Source organism: Pseudomonas frederiksbergensis, assembly GCF_003732665.1.
GTDB classification, from domain to species: Bacteria; Pseudomonadota; Gammaproteobacteria; order Pseudomonadales; family Pseudomonadaceae; genus Aquipseudomonas; species Aquipseudomonas frederiksbergensis_G.
The window spans coordinates 236,424-252,897 of the sequence record NZ_MOBP01000022.1; the positions used below are offsets into that span (position 1 = coordinate 236,424).

16 protein-coding genes are annotated in these 16,474 nt (G+C 61.7%); 9 read left to right on the top strand and 7 right to left on the bottom strand.

Features of this window, described 5'->3' with window-relative positions; all coding sequences use genetic code 11:
• Positions 1-78 precede the first annotated feature (78 nt).
• The 3 genes from BK665_RS29380 to BK665_RS29390 form a co-directional block, all read right to left on the bottom strand.
• The gene (locus BK665_RS29380) at positions 79-639 is read right to left on the bottom strand and encodes a cytochrome b (protein WP_123410007.1); all 561 of its coding nucleotides are present in this window, start codon (positions 637-639) and stop codon (positions 79-81) included.
• Positions 640-876: 237 nt separating this feature from the next.
• Positions 877-1,704 carry a phosphonoacetaldehyde hydrolase gene (phnX, locus tag BK665_RS29385; protein ID WP_123410008.1) on the bottom strand — a complete coding sequence of 276 codons (828 nt, stop codon included), beginning with the start codon at positions 1,702-1,704 and terminating at the stop codon, positions 877-879.
• Positions 1,705-1,857: 153 nt separating this feature from the next.
• Entirely contained in the window at positions 1,858-2,967 is a 1,110-nt protein-coding gene (locus BK665_RS29390) for a 2-aminoethylphosphonate--pyruvate transaminase (protein ID WP_123410009.1), read from the bottom strand.
• A gap of 109 nt (positions 2,968-3,076) precedes the next feature.
• On the opposite strand from BK665_RS29390, the gene BK665_RS29395 reads away from it, so the two are divergent.
• Positions 3,077-3,943 carry a LysR substrate-binding domain-containing protein gene (locus BK665_RS29395; RefSeq protein ID WP_123410010.1) on the top strand — a complete coding sequence of 289 codons (867 nt, stop codon included), beginning with the start codon at positions 3,077-3,079 and terminating at the stop codon, positions 3,941-3,943.
• A gap of 113 nt (positions 3,944-4,056) precedes the next feature.
• Here the strand turns inward: BK665_RS29395 and BK665_RS29400 are convergent, their stop codons facing one another.
• Entirely contained in the window at positions 4,057-4,935 is an 879-nt protein-coding gene (locus BK665_RS29400; RefSeq protein WP_123410011.1) for a LysR family transcriptional regulator, read from the bottom strand.
• A 268-nt stretch (positions 4,936-5,203) separates the two neighbouring features.
• Between BK665_RS29400 and BK665_RS29405 the strand changes: the two genes are divergently transcribed.
• Together BK665_RS29405 and BK665_RS29410 are read left to right on the top strand one after the other, a co-directional pair.
• Positions 5,204-6,529, top strand: coding sequence for an MFS transporter (locus BK665_RS29405; protein WP_123410012.1), 1,326 nt, complete (start codon positions 5,204-5,206; stop codon positions 6,527-6,529).
• A 10-nt stretch (positions 6,530-6,539) separates the two neighbouring features.
• Positions 6,540-7,931, top strand: coding sequence for an FAD-dependent oxidoreductase (locus tag BK665_RS29410; RefSeq protein ID WP_123410013.1), 1,392 nt, complete (start codon positions 6,540-6,542; stop codon positions 7,929-7,931).
• Positions 7,932-8,074: 143 nt separating this feature from the next.
• Here BK665_RS29410 and BK665_RS29415 read toward each other — a convergent pair whose 3' ends face one another.
• Positions 8,075-9,439: a type VI secretion system Vgr family protein gene (locus BK665_RS29415; protein WP_123410014.1), complete on the bottom strand. Its 1,365-nt coding sequence runs from the start codon at positions 9,437-9,439 to the stop codon at positions 8,075-8,077.
• A gap of 234 nt (positions 9,440-9,673) precedes the next feature.
• Here BK665_RS29415 and BK665_RS29420 point away from each other — a divergent pair, with 234 nt between their 5' ends.
• Entirely contained in the window at positions 9,674-10,381 is a 708-nt protein-coding gene (locus BK665_RS29420; protein WP_123410015.1) for a YebC/PmpR family DNA-binding transcriptional regulator, read from the top strand.
• A gap of 130 nt (positions 10,382-10,511) precedes the next feature.
• Here the strand turns inward: BK665_RS29420 and BK665_RS29425 are convergent, their stop codons facing one another.
• Positions 10,512-11,825 carry a leucine-rich repeat-containing protein kinase family protein gene (locus tag BK665_RS29425; protein WP_123410016.1) on the bottom strand — a complete coding sequence of 438 codons (1,314 nt, stop codon included), beginning with the start codon at positions 11,823-11,825 and terminating at the stop codon, positions 10,512-10,514.
• Between the two features lie 215 nt (positions 11,826-12,040).
• Positions 12,041-13,156, bottom strand: coding sequence for a cell division protein ZapE (gene zapE, locus BK665_RS29430; RefSeq protein ID WP_123410017.1), 1,116 nt, complete (start codon positions 13,154-13,156; stop codon positions 12,041-12,043).
• A 318-nt stretch (positions 13,157-13,474) separates the two neighbouring features.
• Here zapE and BK665_RS29435 point away from each other — a divergent pair, with 318 nt between their 5' ends.
• The 5 genes from BK665_RS29435 (at position 13,475) to BK665_RS29455 (ending at position 16,462) form a co-directional block, all read left to right on the top strand.
• On the top strand, positions 13,475-13,969 hold the full coding sequence (locus tag BK665_RS29435) for a Csu type fimbrial protein (protein ID WP_123410063.1): 495 nt from the start codon (positions 13,475-13,477) through the stop codon (positions 13,967-13,969).
• Between the two features lie 106 nt (positions 13,970-14,075).
• A complete protein-coding gene (locus tag BK665_RS29440) occupies positions 14,076-14,609 on the top strand; it encodes a Csu type fimbrial protein (RefSeq protein WP_123410018.1) in 534 nt (177 codons plus the stop codon).
• Positions 14,610-14,629: 20 nt separating this feature from the next.
• Positions 14,630-15,166, top strand: a complete 537-nt coding sequence (locus tag BK665_RS29445) for a Csu type fimbrial protein (RefSeq protein WP_123410019.1) — start codon at positions 14,630-14,632, stop codon at positions 15,164-15,166.
• Between the two features lie 4 nt (positions 15,167-15,170).
• Positions 15,171-15,671: a Csu type fimbrial protein gene (locus BK665_RS29450; protein ID WP_123410020.1), complete on the top strand. Its 501-nt coding sequence runs from the start codon at positions 15,171-15,173 to the stop codon at positions 15,669-15,671.
• A gap of 17 nt (positions 15,672-15,688) precedes the next feature.
• Complete coding sequence (locus BK665_RS29455; RefSeq protein WP_123410021.1) at positions 15,689-16,462, top strand: fimbrial biogenesis chaperone; 774 nt, start codon at positions 15,689-15,691, stop codon at positions 16,460-16,462.
• Positions 16,463-16,474 lie beyond the last annotated feature (12 nt).

Genomic DNA, 16,474 nt, shown 5'->3' on the forward strand with positions numbered 1-16,474 from the left:
GTGTGTCAGTCAACACATGAATCGACTGACCCGACGCCTTCGCGAGCAAGCCCGCTCCCACAGGGTTTTGCGTAATCTTCAGGTATTGCGGCTGACCCGTTTGGGCATCATCCGCAACAAGGTGTTATCCCCCACTACATAGTGGTGATATAGCCCGGCCACGGCGTGCAGGCCGATCAGCCAGTAGCCGATGGTGCCGCCCAGTTCATGCCAGCCCTGGATGCGCCTGGCCAGCGCCTTGTCTTCTGAAACCAGCAACGGCAAGTCAAAGCCGTAAAACATCACCTGATGCCCCTTGGCGCTGGTCACCAGCCAACCGAGCATCGGCATGGCGATCATGAACAGGTACAGCGCCCAGTGCATCAGTTTGGCCAGGGTGGTCTGCCAGTGCGGCGACGCCGGGAAGATCTGCGGCGCCGGGCCCAGGCTGCGGGCGAACAACCGTAGCCACACCAGCACAAACACCGTCAGGCCCAGCATGAAGTGCGATTCGGTGATCAGCGTGCGGCCACCGCTGCCTTTGGGGAAAATCCCGCGAAATTCGATGCAAGCGTAAACCAGGATCAGCAGCACCAGCATCAGCCAGTGCAACGCGATCGACACCGTGCTGTAGCGTGAATCGGAGTTCTTCCAGGGCATACGGGGCTCTCCACAGGTCAATGCTCAAAGCGCCGTTCTTGTGCGGCACTGTGCTTTAACTGTAATCCTGTTTTGTCGTATTTGCCTGAGGCGATTTGCCTTCATGGTGCTCTGGATCAGGTATTACCCCCTGTAGGAGCGAGGCTTGCCCGCGAAGGCGGCGTGTCAGTCGACAAAGATGTTGGCTGACAGGACGCCTTCGCGGGCAAGCCTCGCTCCTACAGGGTAGTGGGTGGGTCAGGCGGTTTGCGGCATCTCGCCGTTCGCCAGGCGTTTGTTGATGTCGGCGATCACCTGGGGCAAATCGGTGATGGTGTCGATCATGTAGTGCGGCCGCGAACCTTCGAACATTGCGTGAATGCGCTTACGCTCGCTGGCCAGTTCCTCGCTGCCGAGGGCCTGATAACCCGCGTAGTCCAGGCCCAGCGCATTGCCGGAGCAGATCAGCGCCACGGTCCACATGCCCGCACGGCGACCTTCCAGAATGCCCGGCACCGTGTCGTCGATCTTCACGCAGGCCGCGACATCATCGATACCCAGGGCAATCACGTTGGCCAGGGCCTGGGCCGGCCATGGGCGACCGTTCGGCACTTCGTCGGTGGCGACCACGTGGTCGGCGAAGTAGCCGTTGGTGGCGGCCAGTTCCACAACTTTATCCATCACCTGTTTCGGGTAGCCGGAGCAGGAGCCAATCTTGATCCCTTGCTGGCGCAGGTTAGCGATGGTGTCCAGAGCCCCGGGGATCAGCGCCGAATGCTCGGCGATTTTCTCGATTTGTAGTGGCATGAAGCGTTTGTAGATGGCGGTGACGTCATCGTCGGTCGGCGTGCGGCCGAAGGCCTTGCGATAACGCTCGGCGACCTGCGGCTGATCACACAGGGTGCGGATGTGGTCCCACTTGCCCATGCCCATCGGCCCACGGGCTTCTTCGATGGAGACCTGGACGTCGAACTCGGCGAAGGCTTCGACAAAAATCTGCGTCGGCGCGAACGAGCCGAAATCGACCACAGTGCCGGCCCAGTCGAGGATGGTGGCTTGGAGTTGGGTTGGGTTGGTGTAGTTCATGGTGATCGGATCCTGTGGCAACTGGCTAATGGGTTGGTTGCTTTTTTGTGGGAGCGGGCTTGCTCGCGAAAGCGGTGTGTCATTTGGCAAATATGTCGACTGACACACCGCTTTCGCGAGCAAGCCCGCTCCCACAGGGGATGGTGGTGGGGCTTAGATTTCGAGTACTTCCATTTCCTGCAACACCTCGGCAATCGCCGCCACTGCCGCGTGCATCTCAGGCGGGTTGACGTGGCCGATGCAGCCGACGCGGAAGGTTTCGACCTGGGTCAATTTGCCGGGGTAGAGGATGAAACCCTTGGCCTTGACTCGTTCGTAGAACTCTTTGAACTGGTAGCGCGGGTCTTTCGGGGCGTGGAAGGTGACGATGATCGGCGCCTGGATCGCGGCGGGCAGGAAGCTGCGCAGTCCCAGTTTGGCCATGTCATCGAGCAACACCTGGCAGTTATTGGCGTAGCGCTGATGCCGCGCCGGCAAGCCGCCTTCTTCGTTGTATTGCAGCAGGGCTTCGTGCAGCGCCGCGACCACATGGGTCGGCGGGGTGAAGCGCCATTGGCCGGTCTTGGCCATGTAGGTGTGCTGGTCAAACAAATCCATTGCCAGGGAATGCGAGTTGCCGGCGGCGTTGGCCAGCGACTCCTTGCGAGCGAAGACGAAGCCCATCCCCGGCACGCCTTCCAGGCACTTGCCCGAAGCGGCGATCAGCGCGTCGAACGGCACCTGTTGCGCATCGACCGGCAGCGCGCCGAAAGAACTCATGGCGTCGATGATCAGGCGTTTGCCGTGTTGGGCAATGACCTGGGCGATTTCCGGCAACGGATTAAGAATGCCGGTGCTGGTTTCGCAATGAATCAGCGCGATGTGAGTGATGCCTGGATCAGCCCGAAGCAGGCGATCCACATCGGCGGCGGTGGTCGGTTCGTCTTCAGCGGTTTCGAAGGTGCTGAAGGGGCGGCCAAGCACTTCGCAGATCTTCGCCAGGCGTTTGCCGTAGGCGCCGTTGATCAGCACTAGGACCTTGCCGTCACGGGGCACCAGGGTGCCGATGGCGGCTTCGACGGCGAAGGTGCCGCTGCCTTGTAGGGGCACGCAGTGGTGAGTGGCGGCACCGTTGATGATCGCCAGCAGTTGTTCGCACAGGCTGGCGGTCAGTTGGTTGAAGCGGTCATCCCATGAACCCCAGTCGACCATCATCGCCTGACGGGTACGGGCCGATGTGGTCAACGGGCCGGGGGTGAGCAGGATGGGTTCGGCAGTACTCATTCTCATGTCCTCGCAATCGATGGGATGACGCTACGGGGCTTAAATTGCAATTTGCCGACGTATCAATCAAATTGTTTGTTGTTATGCCAGCCATCAGTGAGGGTTATTCATGAATCTGTTCCAGCTCCGCGCATTCGACGCCGTAGCCCGGGAAGGCAGCTTTACCCGGGCCGCCGCACGGCTGTTCATCAGCCAACCGGCGGTCACCGGGCACATCAAGGCGCTGGAAGAGCACTACCAAATCACCCTGTTGCGCCGCACCGCCCGACGGGTGGAGCTGACGGAAGAGGGCACCAAACTGGCGGCGATCACCCGGGCAATGTTCGGCCTCGCGGAAGAAGCGCAAGTGATGCTGGAAGCCAACCGCCAGTTGCTGACCGGGCGCCTGGAAGTGGCAGCGGACGGACCGCACATGGTCATGCCGATGCTCGCTAGCCTGCGGGCGCGCTATCCGGGGATCACCGTGAACCTGCGTTTGGGCAATGCTCAGGAAACCCTCGCCGCGTTGCTGTCCGAACATGCCGACGTCGCGGTACTGACCGAAGTCGAGCCGCGCAAGGGGTTGCATCTGCAAGCCCTGAGCGAATCACGGATTTGTGCGCTGGTGCCGGCCGCGCATCCGTGGGCGCAACGCACGAAGGACGTGCAACTCAAGGAACTGGATCAGGTGATCATGGTGCTGCGCGAGCCGAGTTCGATTACCCGGCGTACGTTTGATGAGGCTTGCACTCAGGCCAAGGTCAATCCCCGGGTGTTGCTGGAACTGGACAGTCGCGAGGCGGTGACCGAGGCCGTTGCCGCCGAATTGGGGGTTGGCGTGGTCTCTTCGGTAGAAGTCAGCCATGACCCGAGGGTGGTGGCGGTGCCGATTATTGGCGAGGGGTTGGTCAATCGGCACATGATCGGCTGCATGGAGCGGCGGCGGGATTTGCGTTTGATTCAGGCGTTTTTCGATTTGGCGCCAAATCTGACATGACCGCGCAATCTCTGTAGGAGCTGTCGAGTGAAACGAGGCTGCGATCTTTCCTGGTTCACTTGAGTCTCAAGCGAAAGGTCAAAAGATCGCAGCCTCGTTTCACTCGACAGCTCCTACGGGGAGGGGAGGCTTTCGCGCACCATCTCCAGAAACGTCGCCACCACCCGCCGCGAACTCTGCTCGCGCAAACACACCAGCGTCTCCGTCAGCCGCCGCTTGCAGTCGGTAATCGGCAACGCGCACACCCTGGAGTCAGCACCAAACTCGGCCGCCGACACCACACCAACACCAATCCCCACCACCACCGCCTCTCGCGCTGCTTCCCGACCTTCCACTTGAATCGCCGGCCGAATCCGTAACCCGGCGCCGGCCATTTCCTCCTCCAAAGTTTGCCGCGTCACCGAGCCAATCTCCCGCAGCACCAACGGCGTGTCATCCAGATCCGCCAGGCAAATCGACTCGCGATTCGCCCACGGATGATTGCGCGAGACGAACGCCACCATCGGGTCATTGCGCAGCGGCAGCGAGATCAAGCGCTCGTCGCTGACCTCTCGACCGAGTAACGCCAAATCAGCCTGATAGTTGAAAAGCCTAAACAGCGATTCATCGGTGTTGCCGGTTTCGATTTTCACGCTGATACCGGGGTAGCGCTCGCAGAAGCGGGCGATCTGCGGCAACACGTGCACCGGCGCATCCACAGCGAGGATCAGGCTGCCGGTCTGCAACGCCCGGGAATCCTGCAACAGCTCCTGGGCTTCGGCCTCGATGACGAACAAACGCTGGGTGATGCCCAACAAGCGTTCGCCCAGATCTGTCAGGCGCACGGAGCGTTTGTTGCGGTGGAACAGCAACACGCCGAAGCGTTCTTCGAGTTTGCGCACTTGGTCGGAAATCGCCGGTTGCGTGAGGAATAGCCGCTCGGCGGCCTTGGTGAAGCTTCCGTGAACGGCCACGGCGTGGAAGGCTTTGAGTTGGGCGTGGGAAACCGACATCGAAACCTCCAGTAACAAGCTGAGCTTATATTGGAAATACGATAAATCGATTTCACTTATTAATCAGTAATTGTTTTTATCGGCCTCAGCCCCGGTGACTGGTCAGTCGAACAGCGTCGGTGGCCATGAGCCTGCGGGTGCAACAGCAGGACTCATCTGACCGGTATCGCTTCAGGGAAGCCGCGATATCGAAGTGCTCAACAATAAAAAAACAGGCGTTATTTCTCAATTTCTGCCGGCACACTCACACCCTGAGGTCAGAACCACCATGAACAAGCACATCGGCACCATCAAGCGTTGGCGCGTGCAGATCTTCGCCATCACCTGGCTCGCTTACGCCGCTTTCTACTTCACCCGCAAAGCTTTTTCGGTGGCCAAACTGGGGATCGCCGAAGACCCCACTTTCATGCTCGACAAAATGGCCATGGCCAACCTCGACGCGATCTACCTGGCGGCCTATGCCGTCGGCCAATTCACCTGGGGCATCCTCGCCGACCGCTTCGGCCCGCGGGTGGTGGTGCTCGGCGGCTTGCTGATTTCCGCAGCGGCAGCGCTGGTGATGGGCAATTTCGCCACGTTGCCGATCTTCGCCACCTGCATGCTGATCCAGGGCCTGGCCCAGTCCACCGGATGGTCAGGGCTGTGCAAGAACATCGGCAGTTTCTTTCCCGCCGAGCAGCGCGGGCGGGTGCTGGGGTTGTGGAGTTCCTGTTATGCCTTCGGCGGACTGGTGGCCTCACCGTTCGCCGGTTGGTGGGCTTACACGCTGGTGGGCACTTGGCACGCCGCGTTCATTTCCAGTGCGGCGGTGGTTGGGCTGGTCGCCGTGCTGTTTTTTATTTTCCAACGCAACAAACCGGAAGACGTCGGCTTGCCCGCCGTGGAACCGGAACCGGAGTTGAGCGCCGAGGAGGCCTACGCGCAGAGCAAGATCAGCGTGTGGGAGCCGTTGAAGGAAATCCTGCGCAACCGCACGGTGCTGGTACTCGGGCTCTCGTACTTCCTGTTGAAACCGGCACGTTACGCGATTCTGTTGTGGGGACCGGTGATCGTCTTCGAACAAATGCCCTCGGTGGGCAAGGTCGGTGCGGCGATTATTCCGACGTCTTTTGAACTGGCCGGGCTGCTCGGGCCGATCATGATTGGCCTGGCCTCGGACAAACTGTTCGGCGCCCGGCGCATGCCGGCGTGTGTGATCAGTCTGTTGGCGCTGACGGTTTCCCTGGCGCTGTTCATGGGCGCCCTGCACACCGGCAGTGTGTTGCTGGTGGTGGCGCTGTTGTTTGTCATGGGCCTGACCCTTTACGGCCCGGACTCGATGATCAGCGGCGCGGCGGCGATTGATTTCGGCACAGCCAAGGCCGGCGCCACGGCGGCGGGTTTTGTGAACGGTTGCGGTTCGGTCGGGGCGATTCTTGGCGGCTTGCTGCCGGGGTATTTCGACTCGGTGACGGTGTTCATCATCTTCGCCGGTTGCGCGATGTTCTCGGCCTTCGTCCTGATCCCGCACTGGAACAGCCGCCCGGCCGGCCTGAGCCTCGACTGCGCCTTCGTGCCCAACCAACCGATGACGATCAAACCCCTGCGTACCTGAGGAAACCTCCATGAGACCTTTCTGGCTGGACCAAGCGCTGGCGGCGGAGCCCTGCGCGCCGTGCGAGCCGCTGGCGGGCGACACCCGCGCCGACGTGTGCATCGTCGGCGGCGGTTACACCGGGCTGTGGACCGCGATCATGCTCAAGGAGCAAAACCCTGAGCTTGATGTGTTGCTGATCGAGGCCGACATCTGCGGCGCCGGCGCCAGTGGGCGCAACGGTGGATGCGCGTTGTCGTGGTCGGCCAAGTACTTCACCCTGGAGCGCTTGTTCGGCGTCGAAGAAGCAGTGCGGCTGGTCAAGGAATCAGAGCGCAGCATCTATGCGATCGGCACCTTCTGTGAGCAGTACGGCGTCGATGCCGATTACCGCCTCGACGGCACGCTCTACACCGCGACCAACCGCGCCCAATGCGGCTCGACGGATGCGGTGATCGCGGCGCTGGAACGCAACGGCATCAACTCGTTTACCCAACGGCCGGTGGCGGATGTGCAGCGCATGGCCGGTTCCAGCAAACACCTGGAAGGCTGGTTTTCCCCAGCGGCGGCCAGCGTGCAACCGGGCAAACTGGTGCGCGGCTTGCGTCGGGTGGCGCTGCAACTCGGTGTGAGAATTCATGAAAACACGGCCATGACCGGACTGGAGGAGGGCAAGCCTGCGGGGATTAAAACCCCGAACGGCACCGTCCAGGCGGATCGGGTGGTGCTGGCGATGAACGCGTGGATGGCCCGGGCGTTCCCGCAGTTCGAACGCAGCGTGGCGATTGTCTCCAGCGACATGCTGATCACCGAACCGCGCCCGGACTTGCTGAATGAAATCGGCTTGACCAGCGGCGTGACGGTGCTCGATTCGCGGATTTTCGTGCACTACTACCACAACACCCCGGACGGCCGGATCATGCTCGGCAAGGGCGGCAACACCTTCGCCTATGGTGGGCGGATGCTACCGGTGTTCGACCAGCCATCCCCGTATGCCGGGTTGTTGCGCAGTAGCCTGGCAGACTTCTTTCCGGCGTTTGCCGAGGTCAAGGTCGAAGCCACCTGGAACGGACCTTCGGACCGCTCGGTCACCGGGTTGCCGTTCTTCGGTCAGATGAGCGCCAGCGGCAACGTGTTTTATGGCTTCGGTTACTCCGGCAGCGGCGTCGGGCCGTGTCACATGGGCGGGCAGATTCTGGCCTCGATGGTCCAAGGCCTGGACAACCCGTGGACCCGCTCGCCGTTGGTCAACGGGCCGTTGGGCTACTTCCCGCCGGAGCCGATTCGCTACCTCGGTTCGTTGATGGTGCGCAACGCGATCCGGCGCAAGGAGCGTGCCGAGGATCATGGGCGCCGGCCACGGCATCTGGATGTGCGCCTGGCGAAATTCGCGGCGGCGGCGGGCAAAGCCGACAAAGGCTGAGGGCAACACAAACCCTGTGGCGAGGGAGCTTGCCTGTGGCGAGGGAGCTTGCTCCCGCTGGAGTGCGCAGCGCTCCCAAGCTTTTGGGGCCGCTTCGCAGCCCAGCGGGAGCAAGCTCCCTCGCCACAATGGTGTGTTGTTCGTTAATTATCGGGGCGATTGACCAGCCAATCGAACAGCAGGCGTGTATCGCCACGCGGCGGTGTCATCTGTGGCGGTCGTGGATTCTGAATGCTGGGGCCGGCGCAAATGACCGGACGATCCGGATCGCTGTCGAGAAAACTGATGAATACCTCGCTGCCGGCCACGGGCAACCCGGATGCACCCATGGCCAGCGGCAGCCACAGTCCGACAGACACTTGCGCAGCCGATTCCGGCCACAGGCAGACCTGAATCCGGCCTTGTTCATCGAGCTCCGGCGGTTGCCCGGGCGTGCCCAGCACCCGGGCCGGTTGATAGCCGGGGATGTTCGGCCGGGGTTGTTTAAGCGCCGGTCGGAACTCCGTTGACCAGGGAATGGCGCTGAACCGGTTGCAGTAGCCGGGGCCTTCGACCGGGCCATCCGCGAGGATCGACGGTTGGTGCCCCTGGTGCCGGATTTCGGTGAGCAGCCATTGATCGTTGAAACCCGATATCGGGTGTTCCTCCACTTGCACGATACGGCCGCTGAGCAACGCAGTCTGATCGCTCTGGCCATGGATTTGGCGTTGCTGGCAGCGCAGCCGCTCCAATGTGCGACGACTGCGTTGATCACGGTTCAGCGCCGTTTTGCCGCTCAGCGGATGATTGGCCGCGCCAAAGCTGTCGGCGCCCGTGCTTCTGTCCCGGGCCTGGGGCGGCGCAAGGATCAGCGGCGAATCATGGCGCTGGAACAATTCGCGGATCGCGGCGAATTCAGGCTCGTCCAATGGCTGGTCATGAAAGGGCGTCAGCACCGGTTCCTGGGGGAAACTCAGGCTGTCATCGGCCAGCACCAGTACATGCCCGTCACGCCGGTGTTCGAAGTGATAGTGGATGCCTTCCTCTTCGCAGAGCCGATGCAGCAGGGCCAGATCAGTTTCTTCGTACTGGATGCAAAAGGGCCGCACCGGATAGTGCCCGGTGCTCAGCTCAAAGCGGTAGCTGAGCCTGGGCAGGGCATGCTCTTCCAATAATTGCCGCAGGATCGCTGGCACGCTGAGCTGATGAAACACGCGGCGTACACGCTGTTGTTCGAGGTTTTGCAGATAGGGCACCAACGTCAGTCGATACCCGACCCGATGCGGGCCGCGATGTTCTCGGCGGGCGCTGTGGAGAATGCCGTGGAAACCGTCTTCCTCACCCAGGCTCAGGAACACCGGTTGTTGCAGCAGAGGGGCGAGGTTCATGGCCGGGGCCAGCCCTATCACTTCGATGTCGAAGCGATAGGGCTGGTTGAGGCCTTCGCGACCGTTGAACTGCAACACCTGCAAACTCAAATCAGCCTCGACGAGGGTCAAGGTGAAGGGACTTTCCTTGTCGTTGTGCATCGAGTGCGCTTCTGCCATGAAATACGGGGCGCAGAGGGTACGAAACCACGGCCTCGAATAGTCACCGCAAATCGACTTTTCAGAATTGCCCTACAAGCCCTGTTGAAGATGCCGATGCATCACGGCGCTAAACAGGATGGAATTTTTGGTCGATTGCCAACTTTAGGCCGTATAAACTTGGCGCCATGCGTCGGCCAATAGATGTCTCGGCGCCACAGATCAAGAGAGTGAGTAATGGGCGCACAGTGGAAGGTTAAACACAAAGAAGCGGCATCCAACGCCAAGGGCAAGATCTTCGGCAAACTGGTGAAGGAAATCACCATTGCTGCGCGTAACGGTGCCGATACTGCCACCAACGCACACTTGCGTCTGGTGGTCGAGCAGGCCAAGAAAGCCTCGATGCCCAAGGAAACCCTGGACCGCGCGATCAAGAAAGGCGCGGGCCTGCTGGGCGAAACCGTGCAATACCATCGCGTGACCTACGAAGGCTTCGCTCCGCATCAGGTGCCGCTGATCGTTGAATGCGTGACTGACAACATCAACCGTACCGTGGCGGAAATCCGCGTGGCGTTCCGCAAGGGCCAATTGGGTGCTTCCGGTTCGGTGGCCTGGGACTTCAACCACGTCGGCATGATCGAGGCGTCCCCGGACAGCCCCGACGCCGACCCGGAAATGGCCGCCATCGAAGCCGGTGCCCAGGATTTCGAGCCGGGTGACGAAGAGGGCACGACCCTGTTCCTGACCGAACCAGCGGACCTCGACGCCGTGCAGAAAGCGCTGCCTGGGCAGGGTTTTACCGTGTTGTCCGCCAAGTTGGGCTACCAGCCGAAGAACCCGGTCAGCGGTTTGAGCGATGAGCAAATGGCTGAAGTCGAAGCGTTCCTGGAAGGCCTCGATAACCATGATGATGTGCAGGATATGTTTGTCGGGTTGGCGGGTTAATTTGTTTCGTCAGTAATACCGCTTTCGCGAGCAGGCTCGCTCCCACAGTGGTTTTGTGTCGTACACAAAATGTGTGATCAACATTAATTCCCTGTGGGAGCGGGCTTGCTCGCGAATGACCGCGCAGCGGTCACCGACTATTCAGTTCCCGCACCACTTCTGTGAACCCAGGTCGAGCAAGCACATCCGGCTGACAGCACCGGCGCTGCAAATCCTCCAGCGCCAACTGCTCTTCATCGCTCAACCCCGAATCAATCCGCTCCAGCAATTCCCCCAACAACACCCCGAACGCCCGCACTTCAATGCGTTGCAGCGCACGGGTTTCAAGGCTGTCCGTGGTGGCGTGGAAAGAAGCACCACCAAAGTCCCCCAGCAAACAATCACCGTCCTCGTTCCACATAATATTGTGGGCGTAGAGATCGCCGTGGGTGATGCCTTGCTCGTGCAGATGCTCGGCCGCCGACGCGATGCCCCGAGCGATCCGCAGCGCCACCGCCGCCGAGAAACGGGTGTCATCGCTGTAAACGTCACGGCTGCAAGAGGCCAGGCTCGGCAGTCCGGCCAGGTTGCGGTAACTCGGATCAATCAACTGCATCACCAACCCGGCCTGGGCTTGGGGATGGTCGACGATGCGTCCTTCGACGCGGATCAGGTTGGGGTGCAATCCGGCGGTGATGCAGGCATTCATTTCGTGCAGGGGCGAGCCATCGCTGGTCATTTCGCCTTTGTAGAGTTTCACCGCGACTTCAGTGGTCGGTTGCTGCGCGCGTTCCCAGGTGGCGCGATGGATGACCCCGGACGCGCCTTCACCGAGTTTTTCCTCAAGCTGCAACGCTGACCACGGGATGCTCGGCGTGGCCTCGAGGGCGGCGGCGTCGGCTTCGGTTTCCAGGGGGTTACCGGCGTAGGCCAGCCAGGTCAGGGCCGGCAGGGTCAGCAGCCACTCGGGCAGTTCGGTGAAGCGGTTGGCGGAGATGCGCAGCAGTTCCAGGCGATGGCACTGCATCAGGCTTTCGGGCAGTTGCTGCAAGTGGTTGCCGGACAGCATGAGTTTTTGCAGAAGCGGACGTTCGCCCAGCTCGGTGGGCAGTTCACTGATGCGGTTGTCGGTCAGGATCAGCCAGCGCAGCAGTGGCGGCAACGCGGTGCCTGGCACCCGTTCGATGCGGTTGGCGCGAAAGCCGATCATGCTCAGCGCCGCGCACTGGCCCAGGCATTGCGGCAGTTCGGTGAACGGGTTGTCCGAGCAGAACAGGATGCGCAAACGGGTCAGGCGATGCAGGTCATCCGGCAGGCGGGTCAAGGCGTTGCCGCTGAGGTTGAGAATCTCCAGCGTATCCGCCAGGTCGAAGATTTCCCGGGGGAACTCGGTGAGGCCGCAGGACAGGTCCAGACGGGTGATGCCGGCCAGCTCGCCGGACTGCAGTTGTGCGAGGGTATTCATGAACGGATTCGCTATTGATCGGGAAGAGGGCTGTGGGGGCCTGAAGATGGGCTGCATGATAGCGGGAGTTTGTGGTGTCAGTCAGGCCGCCTTCGCGAGCAAGCCCGCTCCCACAGTGGTTTTGTGGACTACACAAAATCTGTGGCCAACACAAATCCCCTGTGGGAGCGGGCTTGCTCGCGAAGAGGCCGGCAGCCATCCCCAAAATCTATCTTTTAAACAGGCTCCCGGACTTCCACCAACTGCCCCAGGCGACTGCGCGTGCGCGCCAGGTCAATGGCATCCCCATCCAGGCTTTCGCGCAACGACCGCTGCCCGAGCAACACCAGATGCTTGTCCTGATCGTACAAAACGTCGATCAGGTTGATAAACCGTTGCTGCGCCGCCATCGAGCAACTGGCCAGGCTCGGCAGTTCGTCGATGATCCAGTGATCGAATCGGCGGCACAGTTCCAGATAATCCATGACCGCCGTGGGCTGGTCGCACAGATCGCTGAAGGTGAAGCCGACGGTGCGCCCCTCGCAGTAGCGCGCCGGCAGATGCCGGGTCCCGACGGGCAACATGAGGGTGGCGACGCTTTCCGGCAGGTTCAACCGCTGACGTTGAGGCTGCGTCGCCGGCCACACGTACTGGCCCTGGGTAAACACCTGCTGGGTGTGGGTTCGCGCCTGACTTCGGTAGTCGTGGGGGCCGCCGACTTCCATGACGTGCATGCGCGTATTGATCAGGTCGATCACCGGTTTGAAACGTGCGTGGTACAGCGGGTTGGGCAGCAAGCCTTCCGGTGGGTAATTGGAAGTGACCAGCAGCAAAATGCCCCGGCGAAACAGGGCCTTGAACAGCCGCGTAATGAGCATCGCATCGCCGATGTCATGGACGTGAAACTCGTCGAAACACAACACCCGACAATCGCGCAGCAACTCATCGAGGGTCGCCGCCAGGGCATCGGGCTGCTCGCGATGGTTGAACATGCCCTGGTGCAGTTGAGCGAAAAACTCATGGAAGTGCAGGCGTTGTTTTTGCGCGAGAGGCATGGCCTGGAAGAAACCATCCAGCAGCCAGCTTTTGCCGCGCCCCACCGCGCCATGCAGATACAGACCAGGCAGGATTTTCGCCGACTGACCCAGCAACGTTGTCGCCTGTTGGGCCATGCGGTCGATGACCCGTTGCTGGCTGTGGCTAAGGGTGTAGCCCTGGGCGAGTGCCTTGTGGTGGAAATAGTCGTGGATGACTCGATGATTGGCCGGCAGTGCGGTGGTTCTGCCGAACAAGCGGCGCAGCGCGGGCCAGCGTGGTGTGAGACGCAAACGGATTGGCGGTCGAATGGCCACGATACTGTCACCCCCGGGTTCTTCAGGCCGGCTCACCGAGCTGCGGCGGCGTAGTTTAACCAGATGGAGAATTGTCCTACCACCCGTGCTGATTGAGACGTCGCCAAGTGAGACAGAAATCTGCGGCATGTACAGGTTATTTCCCGCAGCTGTATCGAGGTTTTACCAACAAATCGATACATATTGCCTCCACTTTGCTGGATCCAATCGATCCCGCTCACTGGCGAATTCCCGATGGGTTGCTAACCTGATTTTCAGGAGTCACCCCTCACAAGGAACGGGGCCGTGAAAGGACGTTGGATTTTGGTCATCCTGGGCATGATGCTCGGCACATCGGTATTGGCCGCAGAACTTCAGGTGCAAGTACGCGTCGATGTGCAGCGCGGTTGCCAGTTGGTGGGGCAACAACGCAGCGCCGGCGTCGAACAATTGGGGGCGCTGGATTTCGGCAGCACGGCGCGCCTGGATGATCCGGGCGGCCCTTTGGGGGCAGCGCTGATGAACGAGCGCCTGCCACGCCTGGAATGTAATCCCGACACCCCTTATCAACTGCGTGTCGATGGCGGCCAGCACGGCGGCGTCGGCGATGTGCGCTACATGGCGGGTGCCGCCGAACACAGCAAACCCATTCCTTACCGGCTCTACCAGGACCCCGCGCGGTTGATCCCGCTGGCGGTGAACGTCCCGGTGAGCGGCCGCGTGCCGGACAGCGGTTCCGTGGATTTACCTTTGTATGCCCGTATCGAACGACTGGCGGAGATTCCCCGTGTCAGCCGTTATTCAGACCTGGTGAAAGTGACTGTCACCTGGTAGCAGCAACTGTGTAACTGCCCCCGATGGAATCGGGTGGCGCAGGGAAGGGGACGTTCCTCGTTGAGCGTCCGGGTTTCGGCATCCTGAGGGAATTGGGATTGGCACTATGACAAGCAAGTACTGGATGGTGATTGCCGTGGGCGCACTGTTTTTGCTCGCCGAGGACGCCCAAGCGGCGGTCAGCGGGCAAATCCATGCGCGGCTGATCATCACCGCCGGGTGTGAAGTCACCAATGGCGCCAGTGCCGGTGGCCTGCTCAATGGTGTGGGCAATCTGGATTTCGGCCAGCAAGGCCCGACCTGGACCACTCCGATCAAGGCCAGCCTCAGCGACAACACCAGCGGCAAGCTGAACGTGGCCTGCAACCCCTCGGTCACCGGGTTCACCGTCACCATTGACGGCGGCACCCATGGCGACGGCAGCACCCGACGCCTGAGCAACGGCCGCCAGACCCTCTCTTATCAATTGTTCCTCGATGCTTCCGGCAGCCAGAGCTACAGCATCGGCCAACAACACAATTTCGCTGTCACCAACGCGGGCCAGATACCGATCCCGGTATTCGGCGCGGTGGTCGCGAATACCCGCGCGGTTCCGGCCGGTGTCTATACCGACACCCTCATGGTGACGCTCGATTGGTAAACCCGTAGAGGACGGACACCATGCACATGCTCGTATCAAGGATAGGTTTGTCATTGCTCGGCCTCACGCTGGCGTCCAGCGCCGTTGCGGCCACCACGGTCACCGGCCAGATCACCTCCAGCCTGACCCTGATCAGTAGCTGCCAGGTCAATGGCGCCGGCGGTTCCAGTGGCCTGAACTTCGGTGCACTGAACTTCGGCACCGCCAACAGCCTGTTCACCGAGGCCGACGCCCAGGTGCTGGGCGGTGGTGGCGGGGCGCTCTCGATCCTGTGCTCGAGCGGCACCACCCCGGCGGTGAAAGTCCGCGCCGGCGCCCACGACGGACAGTCTCCCGGGGGCGCCCGTGCCCTGGCTGATGGCAGTGGCAACTTCGTGCCCTACGACTTGTACACCGATTCCGGGCATTCGCAGATTCTGGCCATCGACGGTGTGATCAACCTCGCGGCCAGCACGGGCGTAGCGCAGACCGTGAACATCTACGGCAAAGCCGTGGGCAAGGCCGGGCTGCCGGCCGGGACCTACACCGACACCGTCGCCGTCGAACTGACGTTCTAGGGCGATGGCCCGCCATGGATGGGCGGCGCTGACCTTGCTGTGTGCGGGCAGCGTGCCACTGCCGCTGGCGGCGGTGACCAGCCAGAGTTTCCAGGTCAGCGCCACGGTGACGGCCGGCTGCCTGGTGGTGGGCGGCGTGTCGAACTACGGCAGCCTCAACTACGGCAGCCGCTCGGCCCTGGCCACCGGCACCGTGCAAGTCGCGCTGACCGGGGGCGTGCAGTTGCAATGCACGCCGGGGGTGACGCTGAACATGAGCGTCGATGGCGGCCAGTACAACAGCAGCGGGCGGCATATGCAGCTCAATACCGGCAACAACCGGGTGGCCTATTCGCTGTTTCGCGATGCGGCCTTCAGCCAGAGCCTGGGCATCGGCCAGAGCGTCGCCGTGGCCTACACCGATGCGAACAACATCCGCCTGCCGATTTACGGTCAGGTGCAGTTACCGGGCAATCAGCCTGGGGGGACGTACAGCGATGTGCTGCAGGTGCAGCTGTCGTGGTGAAAAAAAGGAGCGGGTCAATGGGGTCACAGGTCTTGCGCAGCGCATTGCTGGCGTTGGTGTTACTCGGGGCGGCCCAGGTCCAGGCCGCCAGTTCGGTGCTGATCTGGCCGATTGACCCGGTGCTGGAGGCCGATCAGCAGGCCAGTGCCTTATGGCTGGAGAACCGTGGCAGCGAGACCGCCAACCTGCAAATCCGCGTGTTTGCCTGGAGCCAGAGCGGCTTCAACGATCAGTACCAGAACCAGCGCGACGTGATCGGCAGCCCGCCGGTGGCGAAGATCGAACCGGGGCAGAAACAACTGGTGCGCCTGACCCGGACCAAGGAGGTTCCCCCGGGGCAGGAGCTGGCTTACCGCATCATCATCGACGAAATCCCCTCGGCCACACCACCCGCCGCCGAGGACGGCAAGACGGCGGCGGCGATCCGTTTCCAGATGCGTTATTCAGTGCCGCTGTTTGCCTACGGCGCCGGGTTGTGGAGCAAGGAAGACGCCACCCGCAAACGTGACCCCAAGGGCGTGGGCGTGCCGGACCTGAGCTGGCGCACCGTGGCGGTGGACGGGCGCCCCTATGTGGAAGTGCGCAACCAGGGCGCGGTGCATGCACGGTTGACCGATGTGGCGCTGAAGCAGGGTGGGCAGAGCAAACCGCTGGTGGAAGGGTTGCTCGGGTATGTACTGCCCGGCGCGATCATGCGCTGGCCGGCGCCCACTGCAATTGCGGGTGATCCGGCGTTGCAGGTGCGGGTGAATGGGGCGACTCAGGTTCAGAGCATCGCACCGCTGCGGTAGGGGGGCTTTTGT